The organism is Mycoplasma imitans ATCC 51306, assembly GCF_000518305.1.
Classification (GTDB): domain Bacteria; phylum Bacillota_I; class Bacilli_A; order Mycoplasmatales; family Mycoplasmoidaceae; genus Mycoplasmoides; species Mycoplasmoides imitans.
This window is the reverse complement of record NZ_JADI01000015.1, coordinates 1-21,960: the sequence shown is the minus strand read 5'-3', so window position 1 is coordinate 21,960 and position 21,960 is coordinate 1. Positions and strand designations below refer to the sequence as shown.

At 30.8% G+C, this 21,960-nt stretch carries 12 protein-coding genes and 2 pseudogenes; 1 reads left to right on the top strand and 13 read right to left on the bottom strand.

Going from position 1 to position 21,960, the window contains the following annotated elements:
• The 13 genes and pseudogenes from P690_RS04670 to P690_RS03985 form a co-directional block, all read right to left on the bottom strand.
• Positions 1–169, bottom strand: a pseudogene (locus P690_RS04670) (IS256 family transposase); the annotation flags it as partial.
• A 310-nt stretch (positions 170–479) separates the two neighbouring features.
• Complete coding sequence (gene pgmB / locus P690_RS0102190; RefSeq protein ID WP_027122157.1) at positions 480–1,145, bottom strand: beta-phosphoglucomutase; 666 nt, start codon at positions 1,143–1,145, stop codon at positions 480–482.
• Positions 1,138–3,507: a glycosyl hydrolase family 65 protein gene (locus P690_RS0102185; protein ID WP_027122156.1), complete on the bottom strand. Its 2,370-nt coding sequence runs from the start codon at positions 3,505–3,507 to the stop codon at positions 1,138–1,140. The genes pgmB and P690_RS0102185 overlap by 8 nt, the downstream gene beginning before the upstream one ends.
• Before the next feature lie 3 nt (positions 3,508–3,510).
• Positions 3,511–5,148: an alpha-amylase family glycosyl hydrolase gene (locus tag P690_RS0102180; protein ID WP_027122155.1), complete on the bottom strand. Its 1,638-nt coding sequence runs from the start codon at positions 5,146–5,148 to the stop codon at positions 3,511–3,513.
• A complete protein-coding gene (locus P690_RS0102175) occupies positions 5,135–7,168 on the bottom strand; it encodes an alpha-amylase family glycosyl hydrolase (protein ID WP_027122154.1) in 2,034 nt (677 codons plus the stop codon). Before P690_RS0102175 ends, P690_RS0102180 begins: the two co-directional genes overlap by 14 nt.
• A 137-nt stretch (positions 7,169–7,305) precedes the next feature.
• Complete coding sequence (locus tag P690_RS0102170; RefSeq protein WP_027122153.1) at positions 7,306–7,992, bottom strand: GntR family transcriptional regulator; 687 nt, start codon at positions 7,990–7,992, stop codon at positions 7,306–7,308.
• Positions 7,993–8,056: 64 nt separating this feature from the next.
• Positions 8,057–9,901 carry an alpha-amylase family glycosyl hydrolase gene (locus tag P690_RS03990; RefSeq protein WP_051420963.1) on the bottom strand — a complete coding sequence of 615 codons (1,845 nt, stop codon included), beginning with the start codon at positions 9,899–9,901 and terminating at the stop codon, positions 8,057–8,059.
• Between the two features lie 46 nt (positions 9,902–9,947).
• Positions 9,948–11,012: a hypothetical protein gene (locus P690_RS0102160; protein ID WP_027122152.1), complete on the bottom strand. Its 1,065-nt coding sequence runs from the start codon at positions 11,010–11,012 to the stop codon at positions 9,948–9,950.
• A gap of 2 nt (positions 11,013–11,014) precedes the next feature.
• Complete coding sequence (locus tag P690_RS0102155; RefSeq protein WP_027122151.1) at positions 11,015–12,220, bottom strand: ABC transporter ATP-binding protein; 1,206 nt, start codon at positions 12,218–12,220, stop codon at positions 11,015–11,017.
• Positions 12,221–12,225: 5 nt separating this feature from the next.
• The gene (locus P690_RS0102150) at positions 12,226–13,272 is read right to left on the bottom strand and encodes a sugar ABC transporter permease (RefSeq protein ID WP_027122150.1); all 1,047 of its coding nucleotides are present in this window, start codon (positions 13,270–13,272) and stop codon (positions 12,226–12,228) included.
• A gap of 4 nt (positions 13,273–13,276) precedes the next feature.
• A complete protein-coding gene (locus tag P690_RS0102145) occupies positions 13,277–16,318 on the bottom strand; it encodes a carbohydrate ABC transporter permease (protein ID WP_027122149.1) in 3,042 nt (1,013 codons plus the stop codon).
• 3 nt (positions 16,319–16,321) lie between these two features.
• Complete coding sequence (locus tag P690_RS0102140; protein WP_027122148.1) at positions 16,322–16,852, bottom strand: hypothetical protein; 531 nt, start codon at positions 16,850–16,852, stop codon at positions 16,322–16,324.
• A gap of 36 nt (positions 16,853–16,888) precedes the next feature.
• A complete protein-coding gene (locus P690_RS03985) occupies positions 16,889–19,501 on the bottom strand; it encodes a hypothetical protein (RefSeq protein WP_036459548.1) in 2,613 nt (870 codons plus the stop codon).
• 2,221 nt (positions 19,502–21,722) lie between these two features.
• On the opposite strand from P690_RS03985, the pseudogene P690_RS0102125 reads away from it, so the two are divergent.
• A pseudogene (locus P690_RS0102125) lies at positions 21,723–21,960 on the top strand (IS256 family transposase); the annotation flags it as partial.

Below are 21,960 nucleotides of genomic sequence, written 5' to 3'. Positions count from 1 at the left end.
ATAATTCTAGTTTGCCAACGTGTTCACCATCAACCAGAGCCTGTAAAACAGGCTTAGCAATATAATCAGTGATGTTTAATAGTTGCTTTCCGCTATTAGGACCAAATTGTTTTACAAATTCAACGATTAATTTTTGAATCTGTTTCATTTGTTCGTCTTTTGAATTCATTTTTGATTACCGTTTATAAAATTATATTAACCTTTCTTTTTTGAGTTAATTAATTGTTTTACACAAAATTGAATTCGGTGCCTTTCATTAAATTAAAAGATGAAATTTATCTTTTATTTTTGTAAATTTTTGAGTAAATATAAAAAAAAAGGGGGGGACGAAGCTATAAAAAGCATTTTCTAAAATATTTTTAGTTAAAAATTGTTTTATTTATACAAGGCTTTTTTAAGCGTTTTTTATAGTTAAATTTATAAAAAATAATCGGTTAAATCAATAAAAAATGATTTAGTTTACTAAATCAAATTTCATTTTAATTAAAGCGTTTCATAATTACATCAAATTTAAGTTGATTGGTTTTTTTATAGATTAAATCTGCTTTTGAATAATCTTCAGAACTTCCATGAGTAATTACAACAGCTTTCATATTAGCTGATTTAATTGCTTGTAGTCCAGATGTAGCATCTTCAAAACCGATACACTCATCAGGACTAACCCCTAATGCTTGTGCTGCTTTAAGATATATATCTGGTGCTGGTTTACCTTTTTTAATATCATGTGGATTAACAATATAATCAAAGATTTTGATTAAACCTAGTTTTTCTAAAATCAAAGGAGCGTTGTGACTACTTGAAGCTACTGCTAACTTAATATTGTTTTGTTTTGCTTTTTGCAATAACTCAACAATTCCACTTAAAACTGAATTATGATTAATTTCAACTTTTAACAAATCTTTATAAAGATCGTTCTTTTCGGTGCAAATATTATTTAATAATTCATCGCTAAAGTTATTGTTAAAATTTTTTAACTTAAAAATCCCCTTAAGAGTATCTAGTCTAGATAAACCTCTTAGTTTATCGTTTTCTTCTTCACTAAAAGAAATTCCTAAGTGCTTAACAATCTCTTTTCAAGCTAAATAGTGTAATTTTGCTGTATCAGTAATCACACCATCCAAATCAAATATAAATGCTTTAATCATGTTTAATCTTAAAAGTTTTAGGTTGTTGATTAATTAATTCTTTTTCATCTAAAATTATGATCTCTTGCGGTAAAGAATTTTTAATTGTTTTTATCGTAAACTCATTTTGCTTAGCGACAACTTCAAAGTGAGAATGTTTGTATAGGAATCGATAAGTTAATTGCTTTCAGTGTTTTGGTAAGACCGGATCAATATGTAATTGATCATTATGTCAGTCCAATCCACCAAAACCAAAAACGATCATCTGATAGATAGCTGCTAACGAACCTGCATGAATTCCTGCATCAGATGAATGCATATTCTGACCTAAGTCAATATTAATTCCATACTCGAACAACTTGTAAGCGATCTCTAATTTTTTTAATCGAGCTGCTTCAATCATATAAGTTGCTGCAGACAATGAAGAGTCATGAGTAGTAATCGCTTGGTAATAATCAAAGTTAGCTTTTCGAATCGCTTTTGTATACAAATGAGGTAAGATGTTTAACAGTAACACCACATCAGCTTGCTTAACTAGTTGACTACCTAAAATTTTCTTACCTGCTGATGTACTAAACAACTTCTTACCAGCATCACCTAACATCTGGAACTCGCTAATATCATTTAGTGGTAATGATAAGAAACTATCATTCTCACTAATAATTAAATCTTTATTTGGTTGTTGTTGTTTTAAATTTTTAGATACATCAAGCATTTTAGTTATATCAATCTTATAAGGAATCTTCTGATAAACTGCTTGTAAAATATCAGGTTTGTTTTTATTTAAAAGATCAATATATTTAAGTGCTAAATCAATATTATGTTTAGCCATCATATTGATATAAGCATTATTATCAATATTACCCTTATATTCGTTAGGGCCCATAACATCTAAAATACTATAAGATCCATCAGCTTGTTTCTCAGCGCGATTAGTATAATACCAAGCCGTGTCAATAATCATTTCATAACCCATCTGGTTCATGAAAGCTTCATCATTACTAAATACATAATACTGATTAATCGCATAAGCTACATCAGCTGAAGTGTGAATCTCTTGTCTTCGTGAAGCGATTGGAACCTGCTTACCAGTAGTGATATCAGCTTGACCTCAATAAGGACACACTTCACCATCAGTAGGTCAAGCCATCTCCCAAGGATATTGCGCTCCTTCTAGATTAGATTCTTGTTTTCGTTCTTTTTGTTCTTTGGCCTTGTCTCTAGCACCTTGTATTCCTTTATAACGATATGTTAATAGGTTTCTTACAACATTAAGATCGTTATATAAGAAGATGGGATTAATAAAGAATTCGGTATCCCAATAAGTGTGACCTTGATAACCCTCACCACTCATTCCTTTAGCACCAATATTAATGTTGGTGTTATTGTTGGGAACAAAATTATTTAAGTGGAAGATCCCAAAATTAAGTGCTAAAGCATCATAGGCTGCTTGCTCATCACCTTGGATATCAACATAGAAGCGATTCCACACTTTATGTTGCATCGCTTGAATTGATTTTTCTTTTAATTCTTGGTAAGAACTTTGATTAAGTTGGTTAACTTTTAGATCAGCATGATCAAATACTTGTTGATCAGCTAAAACGTGTCTAACTCCATCAACACTGGTATGTACTGACATTAGTTTTTCTAAAACTAATATGTCACCTTCTTTTAATTTTTTAGTAATTCTAAAGTAGATCTTTCTTCTTTTAATCCCAATTACATACTCATCATTGCCAGCTGGAATTAGCTGATCATTAAGATATAGACGACTAATCATATTATGAACAACTAAGCGTTTAGAAAACAACGTCTTTTGTTCCATTCTTAACGCATTGTCATTAATTCTGGTTTTAATCCCTTCAGCAAAATGTTGGGTTCCATTATTAGTTACTTGACCATTGATTCCCGCTTCGATTTTAATCGTTAACTCTTTAGGTGCTTTAAGCACTTTTAGTTCTAATCTTTGACAATAAACATTAAGATCATCTTGAGAAACAAAACGCTCGTATTTAAAACTTAGTTGGTTATCACCAACATTTGAAATCACCTCTCTGGTTAATAATCCTTCTTTAATATGTAAGGTTTTAAGATATTGATCGGTTTGTTTTACTTCAAACAGTTCACCATCAATATAAATTGGCATCGTTAGACAATCTGCTAGATTGGCTAACTCTGGTACTTCATTTTCGTTATCACGATTAAAGATACCATTAACAAAGAAGTCTTCTTTGTTATATGAAGCATACTCTTCATCAGCACTTCTGATTCCTAGATAACCATTACCTAGACTGAAGATACTTTCAGTTTTAGCAACAACTTGTTTGCTAAATCTAACTTGAGATACTGTATTGTTTTTTGTATCGTACTTTAAATATTTCATTGTTTATTGTTTGATTAAAACTGATTCAAAAGGTCTTAATATTTTACCAACTTTTTTATTATCTTCATAAGTTGATAATAATTGAATTCCCTTAACAGGATTGATATCTAATTCTTTATTTGAGAAGTTAATTAACGCAATGATCGTTTGATCTTGGTAGGTTCTTTTAATGGTTATTAAGTTCTTATCGTCAATATCAATTGACGATTTGCCAAGAACTAATATATCTCTTAGTTCTTGTTTTCTTAATACAATTAGTTTTTGATAAAAATAAAAGATACTATTGTGATCTTTTAGAGCTCGAGAAACATTAATCGTTTTTTGTTTACGCCCATGTTTGATCCATGGTTTGTGACCGCGGTTAAATCCAGCGGTACCCCGTGAGCTTCATTGCATTAAAGATCTGCCTGCATCACGTGAGTTGATGTTGCAATACAAGATCATTTCGGATTCGCTATAAATTTTTTGATTATCAACAAGATCTCTAAAACCATTGTGAATATCAATATCAACAAATTCTTTACGCGAATTAAAGTGGGTATTTAATAATCCGATTTCTTCCCCGTAATAAATACACGGGATCCCTTTTAGACTCATTAATAATAATGCTTGGGTTTTTGCGGCTTGAACTCTAAATAAACCTTCATCACCTCATCTTGAGATACTTCTTGATGTGTCGTGGTTTGATAAGAAGTTCGTAAACATCTCTGGACGAATTTTTTCGTTTTCTTGAAAAGGTTTTTGTTGTCAAACAAATTCGCGGATATTCCAGTTGGGATCATAACCGTTTCTTCCGGTTTTTTTTGATCAACCGATCCATCACCAGCTGAAGTTGTAATAATTATCAGCCACCTTATTTAAACCATCACCATATTTTAATAGTTCATCAGCGCTAATCCCACTAGCTTCACCCAGCGTGTAAGCATCAGGTTTATCTTTAAATGCTAGTTCTTGGAACAGTTTAAGCGCTTTGACCGAACCTTCACACCAAGCAAAATATTGGTTACGATCAAATTCTTTGAAGTTTTTAATCACATGCTTGATTGCATCCAATCTAAAACCTTTAACACCTAGTGAATACCAAAAATCGATTACTTCACTAAGCGCTTTTATCGTTGCGGGATGGTTTCAATTAAGATCGACTTGCTCTTTGGCAAACAGGTGAAAATAATACGCTTTAACACTATCAACATATTCCCAAGCACTGCCACCAAAAATACTATTAACCTTCTTTTCTTGTTCGGATAACTTATCACGTCAAATAAAATAATTAAACTCTACATTATCTCTTGATTGGCATGCCTTCTTGAACCAGTGGTGCTTATTAGACACGTGATTAAGCACGATATCCATAATGATATCAATTCCCATCGCACTAGCTTTCTTGGTTAGTTGCTTAAACTCTTCAAGTGTGCCAAACTGTTTTCACACACTCTTGTAATCCAAAACATCATACCCAGCATCGACAAACTCGGTCTTATAAATCGGGCACAACCAGATCGCATTAATTCCTAGCTTTTTTAGATAACCCAACTTTCTAATGATCCCAACAAGATCCCCATCACCATCATTGTTACTATCATAAAAAGATCTTGGAAAGATCTGATAAATAATCTTATCTGCTAATTTAACTGTTTTCATACTCACCTAAAACGATACTTGAATGCGCATTAATAATGTTTTTATCCACCTTAGTTCTCGAACTTAAGATCACATCCTTAAGTTCGAAATTATATTGATAATCTTCTTGACCAAAATTATGGATCACAACAATCATTTTGTTGCGATCAATCACCCTAAATATAATTATTCCTTTATCTATATCGATCTGTTCAAACTCTAAGTTGTTAATTACTTCTTGATTAGTTTCATACCTAAAATACTTAGTAGTATTTCTAAACTTATTAAGTTTTTTAATAAATAGGTATACATCGTTATATACTTGTGTGTTATCTAGATGGTTTCATTTAATTCCATTGACATGATCTGATGTTTTATATGAATTGGAATGATACCTATTACCATCAGGTTGTTCGTTAAACTGATCTTGATAGTTTGAGACCACCGTTTTTTCACTATCCATACCTGACTCATCATTAGGTTTAGATTGAAGTAATTCCGTACCTGCAAGCATTAATTGTCTTCCTATCGTCAAGGTTGATAAAATCAAACCTTGACGATATCTTTGTATTCGTTCATCAAATGAAAGATCAATACTTGAAACATTAAGTTTATCTCATAACGTCATACCATCATGGCAGTGACTATAAGATAAATTGATTCCAACATCATTAGCAAACTGATCATAAGTTCGATCATCAAATTTAAGGTTAAGCTTATCATCAAACTGATAATCTTTAATCCCTCCAGGGATTGATATTAAATATTTGCTAAACAAGATCTCGTTGTTGTTAACAATTAAACCTGAATCATTGTTATGATCAGATCCTTTAATTGCATCACGAACGGTATCATTAAAGTAAGCAAACTTTAGGTTGTTATCACTCACGCCCTTAACGTAGGTGTTTTTATAATCTAAATCGCTAAACTTTCAAGCTTCACCGTGCAAGATGATATTAGGTTTGATCTTTGATAATTCTTGATGAATCTCATCAAGCGTTTGCTTGGTAAGAAACGATGAAAGATCAAACCTAAAACCATCAACGTTGTAATATTGCACAAAATACTTTAACGAATCGATGATTAGTTTTCTCACCATCACTCTGTTATCTGCTAACGGGGGATAGTTTACCGGCACAACTTTAGCATCATTACGATAATAATAACCGTCCAATATGTTGTTGAAAATATTATTGGTCATCATGTGGTTATAAACCACATCAACGATAATCCCAATATTGTTTTTATGAGCCTGATCAACGAATTCTTTGAATTCTTTAATTCGTTGATAAGGATCATTTATCTGATCAATATAAATGCCATTAATACTAAAGTAATTGTGAGGATCATAACCTCAGTTGTAATTAGTAGCTCATTTGTTTGCTTCACCTTTTAAATAGATCTTGGTATCGTATTCATTCACCGTGTAGGCTGAATGAATTGGTAACAACTGTAGGTAGTTAATACCAAGATCATTTAAATAATTAAAGATCTTTTTTTCTTGAGCTGCTTTAAATGTACCTAGACGTGAAGTAAAGTTTTTTTGATCAAGTAAACTTGTAAAGTCTCTTATATGTAGTTCGTAAATTAATGGATCAGTCGAATTATTTAAATTGTTATTAAATAGATCTCTTGGTTTGTTTCCCGCTTTTGATGAATTAATATCAACAAAAACTGCTTTAGCCACTTTATCTTCTCTTGTTTGCCAATTGAACTTACCCAAACTATAAGCGTATGGATCAAGACAATATTGGCTTGATCCATCTGGATTAGTTACTTTAAATTGATAATATTTTTGATCAAAAGTTTGATCGATCTCTACTATTCAAACATGCTCATTTTTGTGCATGTTATATAAATAAGATGGAATATCATCTTCATTGTTATTAAAGATGATTAACTCAACTTTTACAGCAAGCGGTTGCCATAAACTAACTCTGATTTTGTTGTGCTGATATGATAAACCTAAACTTGCGTTTTTGTTAGCAAATTGTTTATCGAATTCCTGATAATTATCAAGAATATCACCTACATTATTCATAACGCGTTTATTATATATAGTTATAATCGCGTGAAATTAAAATTCTTGACGCATCAAAGTGCATCATCAAATTAAAAATAAAAGCTTAAAAAATTAAACAAAACCCTTATATAATCAAGGTTTTGTTTAATTTTTTATTAACCAAATAATGAAAATTCTTGGTGGTGAAATTTGAAGTATTTAGGGTGGATATAGTGTCTTCCTGCAACGCAAATTGAGTCGTTGTCATATCCAAAAAACTTAACGGCTAAAGCGGGTTTTACACCAAACTTACTAACGTCGTCAAACTCTAATTCATAAACGACGTTTGTAAGTGCTTTTCTTTGAGTTAATAGATCTACTGCTGGTACGCTTGGATCAATCGTTTCAAACTCGCTAATATTTTTAAGCGACACATAAATATCGCTTTCGCCCATTAACTTATCATCAATATAATATCGTTTTTTAAAATACCTAAATCCGTCGACAAAAATAATTCGTTTTTTAACTGCTCATTCAGGCAGTTCTAATTCCTTGTTTTTGTCTTTAATTAAAACTTCTTCACCTTCAATTTTTTGAACGTTTAATAATACCGTTAACGGTTTGATTAAATTATGAAAGTTTTCGGCCACAAACCGACCACGTTTATGAATTGAATAAACTGCTCCTAGTGCACTTAGTTTTTGGTAAGCAGTAATTACAATATTTCTTGAACAACTAAATTTTTTCATTAATTGATGTTCACTAGGCATAATCTTGTTAACTGGAACTTTGCCTGAATCAATTAAATCAAATAAGTATTCGATGATTAATTGGGTCTTTTTATCAGATTTAGTTATTTGCATACTTTATTATCTTACATAAAAATATGCAAAATAATTAATTGATATAATAAAGAAAAAAGACCTATTATTTAGGTCTAGGTCTTTTAATGAATGGAATGGTGTCTGATGATTTAGATATTAATTCATAAACGGCATAACCATTTTCTTCAATTTCGATGTTTCAAGCATTGTTCTTAACTTTATGTAATAATAATGGTTTGAAATGATAGTTTCTTGAGATTTTTAGTAAAGTGCGTTTTTTGTGTTTGTAATTACTATAAACAAATAAGAAGTGGTTTGAAACGTAGTTGTCATCTTTAGCTCTTCAACCCATAGTGATAGATGATGAACCTCTTGAGATGATTCCTGAATAATCGTCTGTATCAACAACATGATAAGGGTCTGCTACTGTTTTTGGATCAGTTTGAGTTAATTCAGGGTTTTCTTTTCTTAATTGACACATTTTTTGAATCATTTTATAGATTGAATCTTCTTTGTTAATTCTTTCTTCGATTGGTTCTAAACTATTTGATTGGGTTAATAAGATGTGTGGTTTGTTGCCGTGTATAGCCATTCTCTTATCAACAAAGAAGCAGTTATCTTTTGGATTAATTCATTTCATTGGTTCGCGCAAACCTGGATCACCAAAGATCCTAGTTCCATAATAACCTAGTTCATCACCTGCATAAATAATTGACATTGCCGGCATGCTTAACATGTTAAATAGAGCAACTTTGATTGCTTCATCTTCTGTGGCTGTACTTGGTTTAAAGATATCTTGATCTTTAAGATTTAAAACTTCTTCGCGATAAACATCTAATCATCTTCTTGTATCATGGTTATTTAAAAGACAAACTCAAGGTGCATTGATCTGAGCATATTGCTTTGTTAGATAAATTAGATCATGATAACCAATATCAGTATCTACTTGGTTCGTTCAATGTTTATGCCCATCATAAATTGTGTCTAAGGGATAATCAGGATAAAAATCATTATTTTTACCACCAGAATACTTACCACAATACATAAGCGCTTTTAATGGATCGCTTGAAATCCATTCACCCATCATAAAGATATTTTGGTTATTTACATCAAAAGATGCTTTACGCAAACGTGTAAAGATTTTTCTTTCATTAAAATGGTTCTTGGTTTCAATTTCACTTGAAAAATATTCAGAAATAGCATCATACCTAAAACCATCAACACCAATCGCTGTTCAGAACATTTGGATGTATTCTAATTGTTGAATAACATCTTCATTATCTAAATTAAGATCTGGCATCTGTTGGCTAAATCTTGCTAAGTAATATTGGTTTGTTGGTTGTTTATCCAAGTTATAAAAATCAACGAATGCTTGATCATCTTGTTTAACATCATCATCAATTTTACGATCAACAAAACGATAAAAATCCTTATATTTTTCCTTGTTTTCTAGTGCTTTTTGAAACCATGGGTGTTCATATGAAGTATGATTAAACACAAGATCTAAATATACTTTGATTCCTCTTTGGTGTGCTGCACTTAAAAAATCAACAAAAGCATCCATCCCACCAAGTTGATCGGCTACAGCGCAATAGTTAATCACATCATAGCCATGATAACTACTAGATGGATTAATTGGACTTAATAAGATCTGATCAACACCTAATTGATCGATGTAATCTAGCTTATTTTTAAGTCCAATGAAATCACCAATTCCATCGTTGTTGCCATCACAAAAACTATAAACAAGCAGCTGATAAATTACCTTGGTATTTTTGTAATCTTTTAATGGTTGAGCTTTTTTTACGTTCTCATAAAGTCCTTTATAACTTACATAAGTAGTCTTGTTTTCATATCTTGGATCGTTCCAATCCCCCATTACGTCTTTAGGTTGGCTCTTTAAATATTTTTGATATTCTTCTTCTTCGTAATCTTTAAATTTTTTCATATAAATTTTTTTTAGACAAAATATTATAAGAAATATTCTATGATTTCTAATTGTTTTTTATTGGTAAATTACTATTATTATGCTCAATTGAACTTTCCATAATTGCATCAATCTTATCAGAGATTTCTTTAGTATTTACCATCTTTTTTTCTAATACCACCGAGTGGGTTAGATAACCATAACGTTTCTTAGCTTGAGCTGATAAGATCGTAATAATTAGTGCTAGCGCTAGGGTTAATCACATTCCCCAATAGTTCATCACATCTGGGTTTTTCACGACGTTTGGAATCGTTACTTCGTTAACAACTTCTACACCTGATATTACTGTTACAACTTTTTGAACGGTGTTACCATCTACTACTTGTGTTTCAATTGGTTTTAATGAAATTAAGAAAAAAGTAGCAATCAGCGCAACAACAGATAAAGTGATAATGTACTTGTAGATTCTATCTCCGTTTCTTGTTCCTTTGAACAATCAACGTAATACTAAGATCTGTAAAACAGTTGCTAATAAATATAATACTAAAATAAATACACTTAATCCGTCAAAGATCTTTCTTAATGGTGCTGAAGTTGGAACTGTTTGTAAGATCGCGTTGTTATAACCCTGTAATAAAATTCCGATATTTCTAATATCAGCAACACTATAATCACCAGGGTTAGCTAAATAAGTGTTGATTGTAGCTTGATCATTATTAACAAATCCTTCAGCTATAGTTCTTAAATTAATTAAGTAAAATTTTTCATTTCCACTAAAGTTTAAGATTAAACCAAAATTGATCGTGTTTTGGTGTTCGGATTTGGCTAGTAACTTTTGCACAATCGCATCATATGTTGCTTTATCAACAAACAATCTTGTTCCTTGATAAGCAAACCTACCATCATTCAGCATACCAATACTGCTATCTTTATTAACTGATAAATGTTCTAAAACAAACTGTTGATCTTTATTAACAAAACCAGGAAAGATATTTATGTAATAAATGAATAAACCAGCACAAATCACAATCAGAATAATCGCCATAATCGATAAGATCTTTCGACTATGATACTGTCCAAATCGAACAGCTTTTTTAAATTTTGTTTGGTTTTTAATTTGCATTAATCCCATAACTAGTTCACCCTTTGTTCAGTTTTTTTATCAAAGATATGGATTCGGTTTAATACAAACGAGATGTATACTTCACCATATAGTTGATGTTCAATATCATTAGGTGCGTTGATGATTAGTTCAGTGCTACCATCATTAAGAGCAACTGCAATTAATTGGTCTTTACCAATTAGTTCAATGTTCATGATAGTTCCTTTAAAACTGTTTTCAATTGGTTCATCACTAATCTTGATATCTTCACTTCTAAAACCAACAACAACTTCTTGGCCGTTTGTTAGTTTTGCTTGAGTAGATTCATCAACCTCTAGTTCAATTGATCTGTTAATTGTGTACAGTTTCTTGTTTTCATAAACCGCATCAAACGTGTTCATTGTTGGCGAACCAATAAATTTAGCAACAAAGATATTAGCCGGTTTAAAATACAATTCTCTGCCCGTACCTGATTGTTGGATTGATCCATCATTAAATACAACAATCTGATCTCCCATTGTCATTGCTTCTAACTGGTCGTGGGTTACGTAAATACTTGTCGTTTTTAACATTCTGTGAATGTTTACAATCTCGCGACGCATGTTTTCTCTTAACTTTGCGTCAAGATTAGATAGTGGTTCGTCCATTAAGAAAACTAATGGTTTTCTTGCAATTGCTCGACCGATTGCTACCCGTTGTCTTTGACCCCCAGATAGATCTTTTGGTTTACGATACAAGTAATCATAAATTCTTAAGATCTTAGCCACGTCTTTTACTCGACGATCGATCACGTCTTTACGTTCTTTCGCAATCTTCAACCCAAATGAAATATTGTTATAAACATTCATGTGCGGATATAACGCATATGATTGAAACACCATCGCGATATTTCTTTCATTAGGTAATAAGTTGTTATACCGTTTGTTATTAAACAACAGATCACCTTTAGTGATTGAGTTTAATCCCGCAATCATTCTTAACAGGGTTGTCTTACCACAACCAGACGGTCCTAGAAAGATACAAAACGATCCAGGTTTAATCTCTAGATTAATATCTTTTAAGGTGTATTTTTCATTACCTTCATATTTCTTAGAAATATTAACTAATTTAATATGAGCACCGCTAACTGCTTTGGTTTCTGAACCTAATTCTCCAATTAATTTATCTAGATCAATTGTTTCAAAACCATTATCTAGTTCATCATCTAATTGTTCGTTATTGATTTGTTTATCGTTCATAGTTATTATCCTTTAACAGCACCGTCACTTAATCCACCAATAATGTATTTTTGTAAATACATGAATAATATAAAAGCTGGTAGTGATGCTAGTAATGTCCCCATTGTATAAGCCCCTGCTTGTAGGTCTTGTTGATTACTCAAGAATAGTTGTAAACCACTTGCTAAAGTTTTATCTTGTTGGTTCGGTAATACCAAAGTAGGTAATAAGATATCAGTAAATGGAATTAAGAATGATCATAATGCCACCATGATTAATGCTGGTCTGATAATTGGTAATAAGATCTTGAAGAATAGTCCCCAGTTTGTACAACCATCGATCTTAGCCGAATCATCTAATTCGGTTGAGATCGTATCAAGATAACTTTTCACCATAAAGGTGTTACCTGCAATTGCACCACCCGAATATATTAGTACCAACATCAGAATTGGTGAGACTTTAAGATCAGTTCCCAATTGAACAATAATATACAACACGATTAGTGATGATGTTGCTGGAATCATCTGAATTAACATGATGATTGTAAGTGAATGTTTAGAACCAGCAAATTTAAATCGTGAGTATGCATAAGCATTAAGCGCAACTGCAATTGTTGCGATTAATGCAGTAAATCCTGCAATATATAAGGTGTTTTTATATCAGTCCCCAAAATATGATCGAGTTTGATCATCATAGATGTATGTTGTACCAAAAAAGCTAAGTGTTGCAGCATTCTTAGATTCTAATGAACTAACTGTTTCTGCAGTTAACTGGTCGACATTACGATATCTAAATAGATAAAACAGATTATCAAGTCCAAATTTAAATGGAGTAACAGTTGCAATTCTGGGATTATTTACGTTGAATGAAGCAACCAACAAACTCACTACCGGGAATAAGATAATAAGTGCTCAGAAGATTAACAATAAGTAATTAAACCCTAATCAAACCAGCTCACTTTTTGTGGGTGGTTTAGCATCTAATTCATTGAAAGTTAAACGCTTTTTAACTAATAGATTAGGATTAATCTGTATTACATCAAACGTTTTTGTATAAACTTTATTTTTATCCATAAAATTAATCCCTTCGGTTCATTGACTTAATGAAACCTCTTAATGCAATACCAATACTAAACATAGAAGCTAATGTTGCTAGCGCTGCACCAAATGCTTGGTTACCTGGGAAATGTACACCTTGTGGGTTTGATAACTTAAATACCCAAGACACAATGATATCAGTTGAACCTTCACCAAATGGTGTTGGTTTAGCATAAGCTGGTCCACCATTGTTAAAGATAAAGATTGTTGTAAAGTTGTTAAACGAACCTACAAATAATGCAATTAACAATGGCGAGATAGATAGTAACAACTGCGGTAAGGTTAAGTATCAGAAGAGATGCCGCGATTTAGCTCCATCAACCGATCCGGCTTCATAGATATCTCGTGGAATGGATTGCAAATTACTTGTAACCAACATAAAGATTCACGCATAACCAATTCAAGTTTGAACAATAATCAATAAGACTCTAGTTCAAGTTATATCGTTTAATCACGATTTGGGTTGCATCTGGAAGATGTAATTCAAGATCGTATTAATATATCCGGTTTCTCCAGCTGCAAACATTGTACGAATAAACCCAACTGTTACAAACGCTGGAATTGCTCAAGGAAGAATAAAGATTATTCTAAAGATTTTTCTTCCTTTAATTCTTGGGTTGTTAGTTAGTATGGCTACTAAAATACCAAGACCAATCGGAATCAATGTTGAAGCAAAAGTCCAAATAAATGTTCACAACAAAACGTTGCTAATCGAACCTAATAGATTTGAATTTCTTAAAGTTCATCAACGACCTCATTGTTCAAGCCCAACCCAATTAACTTCACGGTTTGGTGGAATGTGGTTAAACCCAATGTTAGTAAATGATAAAAATACTGAAGTAATTACAGGCGATACCACCACAAACAACATTAATACTCAACCAAAAATTGAGATCATTCAAGGAAATCCTGAACTTGATAACCATCGCTTAGAGTGACTTCATTGACTTGGTCTATTACCATAATAAAGTGCTTGTGCTACGCGATTAGCACTAATCGCTGATATTATGAAATAAATCAGCATTGCACTAATTAAGATTACTGATAACACTCCACCAAAAAGGTAATATCTAGCATCACCGCGATCATTAGCACCCAAATCAATAACCCCAAAGATTCCACGCATCTTATCAGCATACTTACCTAAGATAAACGGCAAGAACAACGCATAGTTTACAATGGTGTATAAGAACATTAGTGTTCCTTTTACATATTGTTTGAAAAACAATAATTCACAAGCACCAGGGATAAAGAATGCTAACAATCAACTAAAACGACGAACGTTAATTGATGTTTCAATTGGTATTGATTTTTGTGCTTCGTTTGTTTTGCTTTCAAAAATCTTCTTATTAATCTTTTGTTCTGCAAATTCACGAATAAATAAACTCTTAAGTGTTTCTTTATTCTTAAGGATTTTTGAATCTAACTTTAATTCATAGATTGCTTCTTTTTTCTTAACCTTAATTTCGATTAACTTATTTTTAAAAGCTTTTTTAGAGATTTCTTTAGAAGCTGTCTTGGCTTTTAGTTCAGATAAATCAGTCTTAAATTTATTACGAATCTTAACTAATTCTTCGTTAAATTTCTTCTTTTCTTGTTCTTGTTCAGATCTAGCATGTATCTGAGCAAGCTCATATTTAGCAATGATCTTTTCTTCTAAAAACTTATTTCTTGTTAATGAATGATCTAACGCATATTGTTTGTATGCTGATGCTATTTCATTCTTATAATCACTTTCATAACTATATTCTTTATAAGTATTGGCTAACAACTGATTATATGAAGATTTGTGTAAAGCTTTATATTCTTTTTTGATCTCTCAATTGTTCTTAGCACCAAAAAAGATCTTGTGTGCTAGTAAAGCAAAATTGTTGTTAGGTGTATTAGTAAAATCGTTGGTAATCTTACTTAGATTTGTTAGTACTTGATTTTTATCTTGATCATGGAATGATTCCCAATTTATTTGAGGAATGTTTTTAGAATATTTTGGATACTTATTAATCAATGCATAAAAATCTTTATAGTTCTTGATTTGTGAAGTTAGTTTCTGATCTAGATAAGCTGCATGTTTTTTGTGCTTAATTTGTTTTCTAGCTAAATGTGCTTTATCATAGATTTTTTGAACTTTGCTTTTGTTAGAATTCTCAACTTCTAAAATTTGTTTTTTATGCTCTTCAACTTTAGCTAGTGCATTTCTTTTAAACTCGTTAGCCTCTAAAGTTGCTTGCTCATATTTTTGGTTATATTCGTTTTCAATCTTAATTAATCTTTGTGAAGCACTTAGAATTATATTCTTACGTTCTTCTTCATAAAGTTTCTTAAACAAACCTAGGGTTTGATCATTTTTTCTTTGTAATTCTTCTCTAGTGTTGAACAACCTCAATCTACGGGTTTCAATCTTGGTATAAAGATCTTTTAAATACTTGCTTGGTTCTGGTAGTTTTGCTAATAAACCTTTTTCATAATTATTTAGATGACTATCAATTTTATTTAGATCAAATTCTCTATCGTTAACGTTTTTAATATACGTTAAGATCGTCGAATACAAACAAAAGATTTTAGCGATCTCAGCTTCGCTATGATTTGTTTTCCTCTTTAGATCTTCGATGTTTCTTAATTTATCTTCTAAACTATCCGCTGAGTTTCTTAATGAGTTAATAAAATCTTCAACATATTTTTTGTTGTGTTTTTTCTTTAACTCAAGTTTTTTCAGCTCATAAACAAGTAAATCCTCTAACGAATTTACGTGAGCAAGTTTTCTAATTGAATCTTTAAAAACCTTTAGCTTATTTTTATAAGCTACATTGTGACTGTCTAATTCTCTTTGGAGATTATCAGTTATCTTTTGGCGGGCTTTTAAGAACAAATTTTTATCAATACTATGTCTAGTTTTGATCTCGTCTTTCATTCTTAAAAAAACATTTTCAACCTGCTTTTTATAAGCTTTTAAATTAGTTGCTGTCTCTGGTAATTTAGCTTCAAAGCTTTCACCATATCAGTTATATAGCTTTAATTTTTCCACAACCTAAACAGCCCTCCCAACCTGCATTTTGTATTGTTCATATTTAAATAATCTTCGTTGTGCATGATAATGAAATAAGTTGATAAATAAAGTGATGACTAAACTTCCCGAAAGAATCGAAATCACTATTCCTATGCCGATTGCTATATCATCATGACGCTGAACACCCGTATAAAATGGCATCGCAATCAATGTTATATAAATGATGATTCAAGTGAAGTAAAATAGATAACCAACTTTGACTCTATGTCTTGCTAGAATGATGTATAACAAGAAAACAATTAACGTGATTTCATTACCAACATAAGACAAGAAAACGGCTAGTCTCCCCGATTTGATAATCTCGTCTTTAATTGCCTGTTTATCTTGTTGATCTGATTGCTGTGCTAGAGCATCAATATAGGATTGTTTAAATCCTAAAGTGAATGGAATTGTAATTCAGATGATCAGAAAAAAGGTTAATAAAGTCAGTATTGCTACATAGCTATAAAATGCCTTTTTACTTATATTAGCTTTGTATTTTGGAAACTTCATTAGCGATTAAAATTTTAATTTACCAATGAATTATTCTTATCCGTTCGTTTTACCAAAGTTAATGAAGAATGTTTGAGCATCAGTAATTGTTGATAATGCAGTAGTCATTGATTGACTCAATTGTTCACGTATTACTTTCTTAAATTGCTCTTCATTAGTTACATTGTTAATTTGACTCTTGAAGAATTCAAGGTTACCAAAGGTTCTTTCATTTCATGAAGCTCAAACTGTACCAAATTGAGGGTTTGAAACACCTGGTCTTTTTGGTAAAGTTTCAAAGATACCTGTACCATTTTCAGCGTATGATTTATTACTTGTAATAACGTCAAGAATTCTTGATACGATTGATGCATTTGAAGATGAATCAATTTTTTTACCTACTTGACTTAATGTCAACATAGAAGCTTGACCAGCAGCATTAGGCATCTTGGTTTCTACTAAAGTGATGTCTGATAATTTTTGCAACAGTGCATTGTTTAAGAATTCGTAGTACATGTAAGTAACTGCTTTTTTAAGTACTTCTGCATTAGGTTGTGTTTTAGCAATGGTTGCAAATAATTTAGTTGCTCTGTCTACAGCAGCATTAATTTCAGCTGTAACTTTTGCTTTTGCAGCTGTTAATGCATCACCATCTTGAGCTGTTAATAATTCATTAGCTAATTCATTATTTTTAGTGATTGATGCAGCCTGACCATCACCATCATATCCTAAAATAGCATTTTCCAGTCTTCTAAAGTGGATAGCACTTCCATCAAATAATCCTTTAACTGTTGCTTGTAAATCTTCTGGAACAATTTTGATGAATTCTTCACTAACTTTATTCTCTACAACTGCTCCGTCTTTTAAGTATTTATTATTAAGTTTTCAAGGTTCAGTTGCTTCTATTTCTTTAACTGTAGTTGCACCAAAAATAGCAGCTAATGCATTCTTAAGTGGCGCAGCATCCATAACTAATGAATTATATCTAGTAGCTAATGCTTCAGGCACCATTACTCCTTGAATTCTTTCTTCTCAAAGAGTCTTTTTGTTTAGATATTTATCATCTAAAGGATCGCCATCTGTTACATCTTTTGCTCAGTTTTCACCCACTCATGGAGTTTTAAGATCACTAATTTTCTTACCTAACTCATTGTATTTAGCCAATAATGCATCAACAGATGCATAACCTAATTCAGTAGCCAAATCAGCTAATTCTTTATTATTTGCTTGACTACTTGTTTGAATTGCACCCCTAATTTTTTGTTGAACTGATTCAAAAATCGGAACCTTAGAGTCAGATAGGAAGTATTGGTAAGATGCATTTGGTGAGTAAATTGATAGCAATATATTAATTAGCGCTCGTTTTCTTTCGTCATTAGCATCGCTATTAATTTTGTTTTTAACAATACCTCAAGACCATGATCCTGGAGATTGTAAGTATTTAACTCCATCTACAACATCAGGAACAGTAAAGATTGACTTAACACCACCGTTAGTAATAGCGTTACGTAATTCCCAAGTTCCAACCATACCAAAGTCCAACTTGTTTTCTGAGAACAGTTTATAAATAGTATTTAGATAAATGCTACCATCACTGTTGAAAGCAGTTTCTAAGGTGTTTTGTTGAATACCTTTAATTCCTCATGGAGTAAGTTTGTATTCTTCTGGGTTCTTTTTATATAGAGCTTCATATAGCTTCCATAATAATCCTGAATTGTAATCAGTAGCTTTAGAAAATAAATTAAAGTTAGGATCACCAATTAACCAACCTGATGATGCTTTGTTATTACCTCAATATGCTAACTTTTCAATTATCGGTTGAAGCATTAATGAATTTTTTGTAGCTTCGTCTGTTGCAGCTGCAATTTGTTTATCAGTTTCAGCTTGAGTAACACCACCAACAGTTCCTAGACCATACCAAAGGTTTTGAGTAAATCATAAAGCATTTCCATTATCAACTAGTTTAGTTAGAGTGTTAGTTTTATTGTTTTTAAGAATTGCTAAAGCTTCATCTTGAGTTTTAGGTGAAACAATAAAAATTCCTTCTTTGTTATGCTGTAAAGCTAACAATTGCGAAACTGCTTTAGAACCATCTCTACCTGAATAAAGACCAAATGTAACCATGTCTCTAACAGTTTCATCAGGTAAACCAAATGATTCTTTTAGGTAGTCAATTATGTTTTTGCCATCAACTGTATATGTACTCAAGTTCATAGCTTGATTAGCAGCAGCTAATACAGTAATTTGGTCTCCTGGTGCGTAGTAAATATCAGCTATTTGGTCGTCATCAACTGATAATTGACCCATAGATGAAAGAGCATCAAATACACCTTTATCAATTAATTTCACTCTGTAACCTTGATTGTAAGATTCAGATTTTTTAAATTCTTTCATCGCTGCATTTCACATTCCTGCTTGAGCAGCATCTCTAAACAGCTTAATAATTTTGTTTTTTGGTGTGCTAGATGTTGCTAACACATCAGCTACATCAGAATCACTTACTGGCGTTGGGTCAATTTGTTGATCTTTAAATGATAAAATTACAGGCTTTGTTTGTGTTACTGGGTTATCTTTGCCACCACCAGTTTTACAAGAAGATAAAATAGTTGGCGCAACCAATAACAAACCTGCTGATAAACCGAATAAATATTTAAGTGCTTGTTTCTTCATAAATACCTTAATAAATCTTTATAAAAATTATTATTCGAATGCTAATACATTTTTTTTATATGCAACTATAAATAGAATAATAGTTAAGGGTGAAATTAATAAAATCGCGGTAATAGTGCCTATAATTGAATAAATTTTATTGTATTCTGTTTTGGTCAATATGTAATACGTATGTATTGAAAGAATGATATTAAATATTTCCGTTATTATTAATACTGTGAATAAGAATTTTAATAAAAAACTTTCTTGTAAACTTTTTACAAAAGTACCTATTAGGAATTCGTTATTATTATCAATATATAGTTTGATTAACCAATATGTAATAATTGCTGTGCAAATAAGAGATACAATGTTATTTCAAACGAAAAACAAGTATTCTAAAATTTTTGGTCTTGCTTTTCGTTCTAATGGCAGTTTACCAACAAATAGCCATCTTAATTTAGTACTAAGGGGCACTACTTTAAATTTTATTTTTTTCATACTCCTACTTATATTTTGTAATAAGAAATTCTATATATCTCATTAGATCTTTTGCTCTTTGTGCTCATTAAGAGCCATCTACTTGACCCATCAAGATTTAAAAATATCAACATTATTATTTTAATTCAGTAAAAACCTTATTTTTAAAGGCTTTTGTAAGATAAATTTTATTTTAAACCAATAAATAGATTTTGCTTATATAAGGTTTTTTAAATGAACATTTTTTTGCTTCCTATTAAAAAAATTAGAAACCTTAGTGTCTTCACATAATATTTTTTGTTTTTATTAAATTGAAGCGTTTACATTGAGTAGGTCACTTATAGAGATTTTGATATATAGCTCGATTAATCATGCTTATGTTTTTAAAGAAATTATCTATAAAAAAATAGTTAATGTTCAATAACTGATTAAAACTAATAAAAAATAAAACGGTGTTTAAATAAAATTTTTGTTGTTTAATTTCAATCCTGCGTGGTTTTAAACAAAGCGCCAAAGTCATGTACATGTTTTACAAAAGTTGCTTTTAAATTTATATTTTTATTAAAAAAATGTTATTTTTACCGTGTTTTTTAAAAATTTTTATTAATTTTGTTTTTTGTTTTTAGCTTTAATTAAGTGATTATTATTGAAACTGATTAATGCTAAAATTTTGTTTCAATAGCATTGTGGATTAATACAAAAAGTTAGCTTAATTTATGTTTTAAAAACAACAAACAACAATAGATTTAAAAACAAATCGGCAATTTTATTAAACATTTAGTTTTAAACACGAGAAACATTGAACATTGGTAATTATGTTGCTAAGTTTATTGTATGTGAATTTTTGATAGCAAACATTTTTTAAAGACCAAAATTCTTAATAAAAAAGATGCGAAAAAAGAATCATAAAAAATTTTTATACGCTAAAAATGTTAAATAAACTACAATTAAATTTATTAAAAATCAAAGAAATAAACGGTAAAAATGATGTATTTAAAAAAATAAAATATTAAAAGTTTATTAAAATGAGTTGATTTAAATGGTTATTTTTTTCTATCATTCGTTTGTTAAAAAAAATAAAATTGCTAATCGAAATAATAAGCTTTTACGAATTCAGGTTTAGCCTAGCGCTATTAGAACTAGAACCAAATGTTAAAAAAATCCAAATAACACGAAATATCGTTAACCTAATCATAATGATCTGCGAGAAAGTTCTATAGATGAAGAATAACAAAATTAAATTCAAAATATGTAAATAAACTTAAATGTAAGATTGCATCATATTAACAATCAAAAGAACTTGTAACTATTTATTTAATTAACAAAAAAATTGGTTACAAGCTTGGCAGCTAGAAGAACGACAATTATCTTAAGTATGAATTATTATTTTAGGTGGGTTAAGAAAATAATTGGAGTATCTATTTAAAAGATATGCATATTGCTTGTATCGTTTACACGATTAGAAGTTTTATAAATGCGCATCAGCTTGATCAACTCATATTCCATAAAATGCATAAAAATAGTTATGGTGAAAATACTTGGAAGTGAAAATACTGTTCTTAATATTAAAAATGAAATTATCCGATCTAACAACTGGCAGTAAAAGCTGTAGAGATTGACTAATAATATTAAAAACTCTTAGCTTTTTGATTCAACGCAGACATGAGATTCGGATAAAATGGCACCGAATTCAATTTTGTGTAAAACAATTAATTAACTCAAAAAAGAAAGGTTAATATAATTTTATAAACGTTAAACAAAAATGAATTCAAAAGACGAACAAATGAAACAGATTCAAAAATTAATCGTTGAATTTGTAAAACAATTTGGTCCTAGTAGCGGAAAGCAACTATTAAACATCACTGATTATATTGCTAAGCCTGTTTTACAGGCTCTGGTTGATGGTGAACACGTTGGCAAACTAGAATTATTGAGAGAAAATGCTGATAATGATGAAAACGTGTATCAAAACGGATCATACACTAGAAATGTTAAGTGAG